At 71.5% G+C, this 6,541-nt stretch carries 8 protein-coding genes; 3 read left to right on the top strand and 5 right to left on the bottom strand.

Going from position 1 to position 6,541, the window contains the following annotated elements; all coding sequences use genetic code 11:
• Both GUY59_RS45390 and GUY59_RS45385 read right to left on the bottom strand, forming a co-directional pair.
• The coding region (locus GUY59_RS45390) for a helicase-related protein (RefSeq protein WP_269129096.1) at window positions 1-934 on the bottom strand (934 nt) is incomplete at its 3' end.
• Between the two features lie 10 nt (window positions 935-944).
• Window positions 945-1,349 carry an ArsR/SmtB family transcription factor gene (locus tag GUY59_RS45385; RefSeq protein WP_138208483.1) on the bottom strand — a complete coding sequence of 135 codons (405 nt, stop codon included), beginning with the start codon at window positions 1,347-1,349 and terminating at the stop codon, window positions 945-947.
• A gap of 88 nt (window positions 1,350-1,437) precedes the next feature.
• Between GUY59_RS45385 and GUY59_RS45380 the strand changes: the two genes are divergently transcribed.
• The gene (locus GUY59_RS45380; RefSeq protein ID WP_161715074.1) at window positions 1,438-2,595 is read left to right on the top strand and encodes an MFS transporter; all 1,158 of its coding nucleotides are present in this window, start codon (window positions 1,438-1,440) and stop codon (window positions 2,593-2,595) included.
• Here the strand turns inward: GUY59_RS45380 and GUY59_RS45375 are convergent.
• Window positions 2,538-3,158: a TetR/AcrR family transcriptional regulator gene (locus GUY59_RS45375; RefSeq protein ID WP_161715073.1), complete on the bottom strand. Its 621-nt coding sequence runs from the start codon at window positions 3,156-3,158 to the stop codon at window positions 2,538-2,540. The genes GUY59_RS45380 and GUY59_RS45375 overlap by 58 nt on opposite strands.
• 55 nt (window positions 3,159-3,213) lie before the next feature.
• On the opposite strand from GUY59_RS45375, the gene GUY59_RS45370 reads away from it, so the two are divergent.
• Window positions 3,214-3,747, top strand: coding sequence for a hypothetical protein (locus GUY59_RS45370; protein ID WP_161715072.1), 534 nt, complete (start codon window positions 3,214-3,216; stop codon window positions 3,745-3,747).
• Here GUY59_RS45370 and GUY59_RS45365 read toward each other — a convergent pair.
• Window positions 3,716-4,546 carry an undecaprenyl-diphosphate phosphatase gene (locus GUY59_RS45365; protein ID WP_132333903.1) on the bottom strand — a complete coding sequence of 277 codons (831 nt, stop codon included), beginning with the start codon at window positions 4,544-4,546 and terminating at the stop codon, window positions 3,716-3,718. The two genes, GUY59_RS45370 and GUY59_RS45365, sit on opposite strands and share 32 nt — an antisense overlap.
• A 39-nt stretch (window positions 4,547-4,585) precedes the next feature.
• On the bottom strand, window positions 4,586-5,467 hold the full coding sequence (locus tag GUY59_RS45360; RefSeq protein ID WP_201762120.1) for a MurR/RpiR family transcriptional regulator: 882 nt from the start codon (window positions 5,465-5,467) through the stop codon (window positions 4,586-4,588).
• Window positions 5,468-5,579: 112 nt separating this feature from the next.
• On the opposite strand from GUY59_RS45360, the gene GUY59_RS45355 reads away from it, so the two are divergent.
• On the top strand, window positions 5,580-6,541 hold a 962-nt coding region (locus tag GUY59_RS45355), incomplete at its 3' end, for a C45 family autoproteolytic acyltransferase/hydolase (protein ID WP_138208478.1).

The raw sequence follows: 6,541 nt of genomic DNA, 5'->3' as shown, positions 1-6,541 counted from the left end.
GGTCCGCCGACGCCTTCGACACCCTGACCGTGGTGAGCGCGCCGAGGCCGCGGGCGTGGTCGGTGCGTGGTTCGCGGGCCAGCCCCGAGTCGACCACCACCCGGACGCCGGGGACGGTCAGGCTCGACTCGGCGACCGACGTGGCCAGCACCACCCTGCGGGCCGCGCCGGGCGACAACACGGCGTCCTGGACCCGGGCCGGAGCCTGGCCGTGGACCTGCGACACCTCCACGCCGGCACCCGCCAGCAGCCCCGCGACCCTCGCGATCTCGCCCACGCCGGGCAGGAAGCACAGGACGTCGCCGTCCCGCTCCGCGAGCGCCCGCCGCACCGTCGCGGCCACGTGGGACAGCAGCGCGGGATCGACGCGCAGGCCGTGTGGCGGGGTGACCGGGCCCGGCGGCGGCGCCCACACCGTCTCGACCGGGTGCGTGGCGCCGGTGGCCGCGACGACGGGCCCGCCCAGCAGCCGCGACCACGGCCCCGCGTCGGCGGTGGCGGACGTGGCCAGCAACCGCAGGTCGGGCCGGAGCGTGTCGCGTACGTCGAGGAGGAACGCGAGCGCGGTGTCGGCGTCCAGGTGGCGCTCGTGGCACTCGTCGAGCATGACCGCGTCCACGCCGGGCAGTTCCTGGTCCCGCTGGAGGCGCTGGAGGAGCACGCCGGTGGTGACGACCTCGACCAGGGGATTCGCTCCCGTTCGGCGTTCGCCGCGGATCGTGTAGTTCACGCCCATGCGGCGGGCGGCCGCGCGTACGGCCAGGCGCCGCGGCTCGGCCACCAGCACCCGCATCCCGGCCTCGGCCAGGGCCAAGGGCACGACCGTCGTCTTGCCGGTGCCGGGCGGGGCGGTGAGCACGGCGGTGCCGTGCCGGTCGAGCGTGCCGAGCAGTTCGGGCAGGACGTGACGGATGGGCAGGTCAGGCCTGGTCATGGCGAGCGGGTCAATCCCGGCCGCGCTCACCGGACGCGGCGACGGCCTGGTGGTCGCCGGATGTGGCGTCGGGTGGGCGCGGGCCGGATGTGGCGTCGGCCGGGTGGTCGCCGGACGCGGTGATGACGGAGTCGAGCAGGCCGGGGAAGCGGGCGTCGAGGTCGTAGCGGCGCAGGCTGATGTATTTCAGCCGCCCTTCCTGCTTGGTGTAGACGACTCCGGCCTCCCTGAGCGCCCGGTGGTGGTGTGAGGCCGTCGACTTGTGCACGCCGAGGTGGTCGGTGGCCTCTCCGCACGTCATCTCGCCCACTGTGGCCAGCCGGGCGACGATCTTCAGCCGGATCGGGTCGGCGAGCGCCCGCAGGACCTCGGTGAGCTCGATGTCCTCCGTCGCCGGGTGCGGGAGCAGACGCATGGAGCCATCGTACCCTGTCGCATTGTTTGACAACCACCAAACAATGCGACAGTTTGATGTGCGTCCAACTGTTCCTCTGGAGGGTCTTTTGAGCACACGGCTCTACCCGCTGGCTGCCGGAAATTTCGCGATCGGTACGGGCATGTTCGTCACGGCCGGCCTGTTGCCGCCCATCTCGACCGACCTCGACGTCTCACCGGCGGCGGCCGGTCAGCTCATGACCGTGTTCGCGCTGACGTACGCGGTGTTGTCGCCCCCGCTCGCCGCCGTGACCGCGCGCATGCCCCGCAGGACGTTGCTGCTGACGGGGATGGGCGTGTTCGTGCTGGGCAACGCGCTGACCGCGCTGGCGCCGACGTACCCGCTGGTCATGGCCACCCGGGTGCTCGCCGCAGCCGGCGCCGCCATGTTCACGCCCACCGCGTCGGCCGTGGCGAGCGCGCTGAGCGCTCCCGAGCGTCGCGGCCGTGCGCTGGCGCTGGTGATCGGCGGGATGAGCCTGGCGTCCGCGATCGGCGTGCCGCTCGGCACCTGGCTGGGCGACGCCGCGAGCTGGCGGGCCACGCTCTGGCTGGTCACCGGGCTCGGAGTCGCCGGGTTCGCCGGGGTGGCCGCGCTGGTGCCCGACGTCACCATCCCGATCTCAGGGCGGCTGAAGGACCGGTTCGTGCCGCTGGGCGACCGGCGGGTGCTGGCGGTGCTGGGCACGCACGTGCTGATGTTCGCCGCGAGCTTCGCCGCCTACACCTACCTCGGGTCGCTGTTCGACCTGCCGCTGGCGGCCGTGTTGTGGGCGTGGGGGCTCGGCGCCGTCGTCGGCAACCAGCTCGGCGGGCGGTTCACCGACGTGTACGGCCCACGCCGCATGATCCTGATCGCCCTGGTCGCGGGCACCGCGTTCCTGGCCCTGATCCCCGTCGCGAACCTGGCGCTGCCCGTCGCGCTGGTGTGGGCGTTCCTGTGGAGCGCGCTCGGCTGGCTGCTCGCGCCCGCCCAGCAGTTCAGGACCGTCGCCGCGGTGCCGGACAACGTCTCCGTCGGGCTGGGCCTGCTGTCGTCGGCGCAGTATCTCGGATTGTTCGTGGCCGGCCTGGCGGGCGGCGCGGCACTCGGCGGGTGGGGCAGGACGGGCGTGATCGTGTTGTCCACCGGGCTGGGGCTGGCGGCCCTGCTGTTCACGCTGGTCACCTATCGGCCCGAGGCGGCCCCCGCGATCTCCTCCAGGGAGAGCGCGCCCGTCAGGTAGCGCTGGATGCCCGGCGTCACCGTGCGCGCCACCAGGTGGACGGGCATCGAGGCGAGCGGGTCGACCTTGAGGACGTAGCGCATCATCGCCACGCCGATCATCTGCGAGGCCGCGAACAGCCCGCGGATCTCTGGATGGTCGCGTGACAGGCTTCCGGCGAGCGGGGTCAGCAGTTCCTTGCGCATCAGGTCCTTCAGCAGGTCGGCCGCGGCGGGGGTGGCCGCCGCCGCGTGCAGCACGGCCGCGAACGTGGGGCCGTACGACGGGTCCTCCCACAGGTGGAGGTAGCGCGTGACGAGCCGCTCGGCGAGGTGCTCCTCGTCGCCCTCGACGGCCTCGACCAGCAGCGCGACCGGCAGGCTCTTCTTGATCGCCGCGTCGAACAGGCCGTCCTTGCTGCCGAAGAAGTGCATCACCAGCGCGGGGTCGACGGCCGCCTCGCGGGCCACGCCCCTGATCGTCGTGCCCGGGTAGCCCCTGGACACGAACGACGTGATCGCCTTCGACAGGATCAACTCCCTGGTCCGCGGGTTACCCGGACGCCTGCCCCGTTCTCCCGCCATGACGCCATTCAACCAGGGCCGCCGCTCGCGGCCGGTTTCGGCCAGAATGGTCGCCGTGCCTGACGACAAAGACTCCCGCGAAGAGCACGTCCCCGCCGACGGCCCTCCGCCGCGCGACGACGATCGGCCCGACGATCTCGGCGACGTCGATCGACCCGCCGACGATCTCAGCGCCGACGATCCCAGCGCCGACGAGCCGCCCGACGTCGATCCGCGCGACGAGCCCGCGCCCTTCGGCGCCCTCGTCCTGCTGACGGCCGGTACGGCGGTGGCGGTCATGGTGATCGCCGCCCTGATGTCGGACCCGCCGGGGACGAAGTTCGTGCTCGGCGGCCCGATCGCCGTCGTCATCTACGGGGTGGTCTCCAACGAGGTGTGGTGGCCGCGCTGGTGGGGCGCGATCCCGGGGGCGATCGGCGGCCTGGCCTGCTATTTCGAGGGCCGCACCGCGCTGGCCGACCTCCTCGGCGACGCCTGGGCCCACCCGGTCGCGTACGTCGCCGCCTGGACGTTGTTCGCCGCCGTCTTCGCCCTGTGCAGCCGCTTCCCCCGCACCTTCAGCCGTTCGCCGGGATCCAGCCCAGCGTGACCGCCAGGATGACGAAGAACCCCAGGATGATCCGGTAGATCACGAACGGGGTGAAGCGGTGGGTGCTGATGTACCTGAGGAACCAGGCCACCGCCAGATAGCCCACGACGAACGAGATGACCGTGGCCAGGATGGTGGGCCCCCACGCGGGCGCGGGGCCCTCGCCGATCTCGCGCAGTTCGTACAGGCCGGAGGCCAGGACGGCGGGGATCGCCAGCAGGAACGAATATTTCGCGGCGTCCTCGCGGCGGTAGTCGAGCAGCAGGCCCGCGGTGACGGTGCCGCCGGAGCGGGACACGCCGGGGATCAGGGCGAGCGCTTGGGCGCAGCCGTAGACGAGGGCGTGGGGCAGGCTCAGGTGCTTCTCCAGCGTGAGCTTGTTGCGGGCCGTGCGGTCGGCCAGCCACAGGATGCAGGCGAAGACGATGAGCGTGGTGCCGACCAGCCGCAGGTCGCGGAAGACCGTCTCGATCTGGTCTTTCAGCAGCAGGCCGAGGATGCCGATGGGCAGCGAGCCGGCGATGATGTACCACCCCATGCGGGCCGCCCAGTGGCCGCGCAGCTCCTTGACGAACAGGGAGCGGGTCCAGGTGGAGACGATCTCCCAGATCTCCTGGCGGAAATAGATCAGCACGGCGGTCTCCGTGCCGAGCTGGATGACCGCGGTGAACGCCGCTCCGGGGTCCTGCCAGCCGGCGAAAGCGGAGACCACACGGATGTGGGCGCTGGAGGAGATCGGCAGGAACTCCGTGAGCCCCTGGAGCAGCCCCAGCACCACCGCTTCTAGCCAGCCGATCACGACGAAACCTTCCGAGACAGCGGGAGTGACGAGGTGAGGTTAGCGGAAACGGGGGCCGAGCAGTTGCTCGCGTATTGCACTCAGCTGGTGGGAGTGCTCGACCGAGCGGGTCTGGTCGAGGGAGTCGAGCGCCAGCAGCAGCGCGTCGCCGAGGATGATGCCGGTCAGAGGCTCGCCGGTGATGCCCGTGGGCGTGTGCGGCGCGGCGAGCGCGGCGTCCACACGGTCGGCGAACTCGCCCCCGAGCTCGTCGGAGATGAGGACGACGCCCGCGCCCACCGCGTGGGCCCGGTCGATCAGTACGGTGATCTCCTTCAGCCGGCGGCCCGGCTGGAAGATGACCAGCACGTCGCCGTGGCCCAGCGCGAGCAGGTCGTCGGCCAGCGCGAAGCCGGTCGCCGAGGTGGCGCGGGCACGGTGGCCGCGGCGGCCCAGCTTGAGCGACAGGTGGCGGGCGGCGGGGTCGGAGGCGCCGGTGCCGAAGACGAGCACGCCCGGCGCGTTGACCAGCAGCTCGACCGCCTTCTTGAACGGCTCTTCGTCGAACAGCCGCCGGCAGTGGTCGATGCGCTCGCGGGCCTCGTCGAAGACCCGTTCCCAGATGCCCGACAGGTCCTGCCCGACATGGCTGATGCGTTGCTTGAGGCGTACGTCGGGAGCCACCGCGGAGGTGAACTCGGCCGCCAGCGCACGTTTCAGCCCCGGCAGCCCGCCGAAGCCGAGCCGCTGCATCGTGCGCACGACGGTGGCGTTGCTGGTGCCGGTCGCGGCGCCGAGCTCCTGCGCGCTGGCGAACAGGATCTGCTCAGGTGTGGCGGAGACGAGGAACTGGCACACCGCCCGCTCGGCCGGCGACAGCTCGTCCCACAACTGCCTGACCTTGGCCCTGAGCTGCTCGACCGGGCCGTGTGTATTTTCCATTACGGCTATTGACTCCCCTGTAGCGTTCATTACTCTCTCTTGGAAACGACCGCTACAGACTCGCCGCCTCCTGAAATGAACGTTACAGGCCCGGTCGGCCCAAGGAGCACCATTGAGCCTCACTTCCCTGCCCCTCGTCGAGATCTCCGGCGCTCCGCGCGAGCGGGGACGCCAGTACGGCGAGCAGGCCCGTGACCGCGTCCAGCGTGCGCTGACCTACTACGCGGAGGCGTTCGGGCACTCCAGCGGCCTGACCTGGGAGCAGGTCGTGCAGCGCGCGGCCCGGTGGGTGGAGCCTGCCAAGGCGTTCGCGCCCGACCTGGTCGAGGAGATGGAGGGCATCGCCGAGGGCGCCGGGGTGGACTTCCTCGACGTGCTGGCGCTCAACGCGCGAGGCGAGATCATCTACGACACCACGTTCAGCTCCATGGAGCCCGACGGGTGCACGTCGTTCGCGCTGATGGGGGAAGCCGCCGGCGACGGCCACGTCTACGCGGGCCAGAACTGGGACTGGCGCGACGGGGTGTCCGGCACGCTGATGGTGCTCAGGGTGGTCCAGCCGGGCAAGCCCTCGGTGATCATGCATGTGGAGGCGGGGCAGGTCGGGCGGCAGGGGGCCAACTCGGCGGGCATCGCGCTCAACGCCAACGGGCTGGGCGGGCGCTTCGACGACTCGGTGGGCGTGCCGCAGACGCTGATCAGGCGCAGGGTGCTCGACAGCGACAACCTCAACACCGCACTGGAGGCGCTGACCAAGTCGCGGGCCCACATCGCCAGCAACGCGCTCGTCACCCACCGCGAAGGCTTCGCGATCGACCTGGAGACCACGCCGGGAGCGGTCGGCTGGATGTACCCGACTGACGGCCTGCTCGTCCACGGCAACCACTACCAGGCGTTCGTGCCGCCCCAACTGGCCGGCTCCTACCGGCCCGGCTCGGCAGACTCGCTGTTCCGGGTGCCGAGAGCCGAGGGCGGGCTGCGGGCCGTGGCCGAGGCGTCGGGCACCGACGAGGCACGCAAGCGCATCAGGCTCGCCATGTCCGACCACCTCGGCTATCCCGAGTCCCTCTGCAC

The organism is Nonomuraea sp. K271 (assembly GCF_009908215.1).
GTDB classification, from domain to species: domain Bacteria; phylum Actinomycetota; class Actinomycetes; order Streptosporangiales; family Streptosporangiaceae; genus Nonomuraea; species Nonomuraea longispora.
Note: the sequence above shows the minus strand (reverse complement) of the source record. Positions and strands in the feature narration are given on the sequence as shown.

Excerpts from the sequence above, each read along its gene's own strand:
- GUY59_RS45385 (WP_138208483.1), bottom strand. The coding sequence starts at position 1,349 with ATGCGTCTGCTCCCGCACCCGGCGACGGAGGACATCGAGCTCACCGAG.
- GUY59_RS45375 (WP_161715073.1), bottom strand. The coding sequence starts at position 3,158 with ATGGCGGGAGAACGGGGCAGGCGTCCGGGTAACCCGCGGACCAGGGAG.
- GUY59_RS45360 (WP_201762120.1), bottom strand. The coding sequence starts at position 5,467 with ATGGAAAATACACACGGCCCGGTCGAGCAGCTCAGGGCCAAGGTCAGG.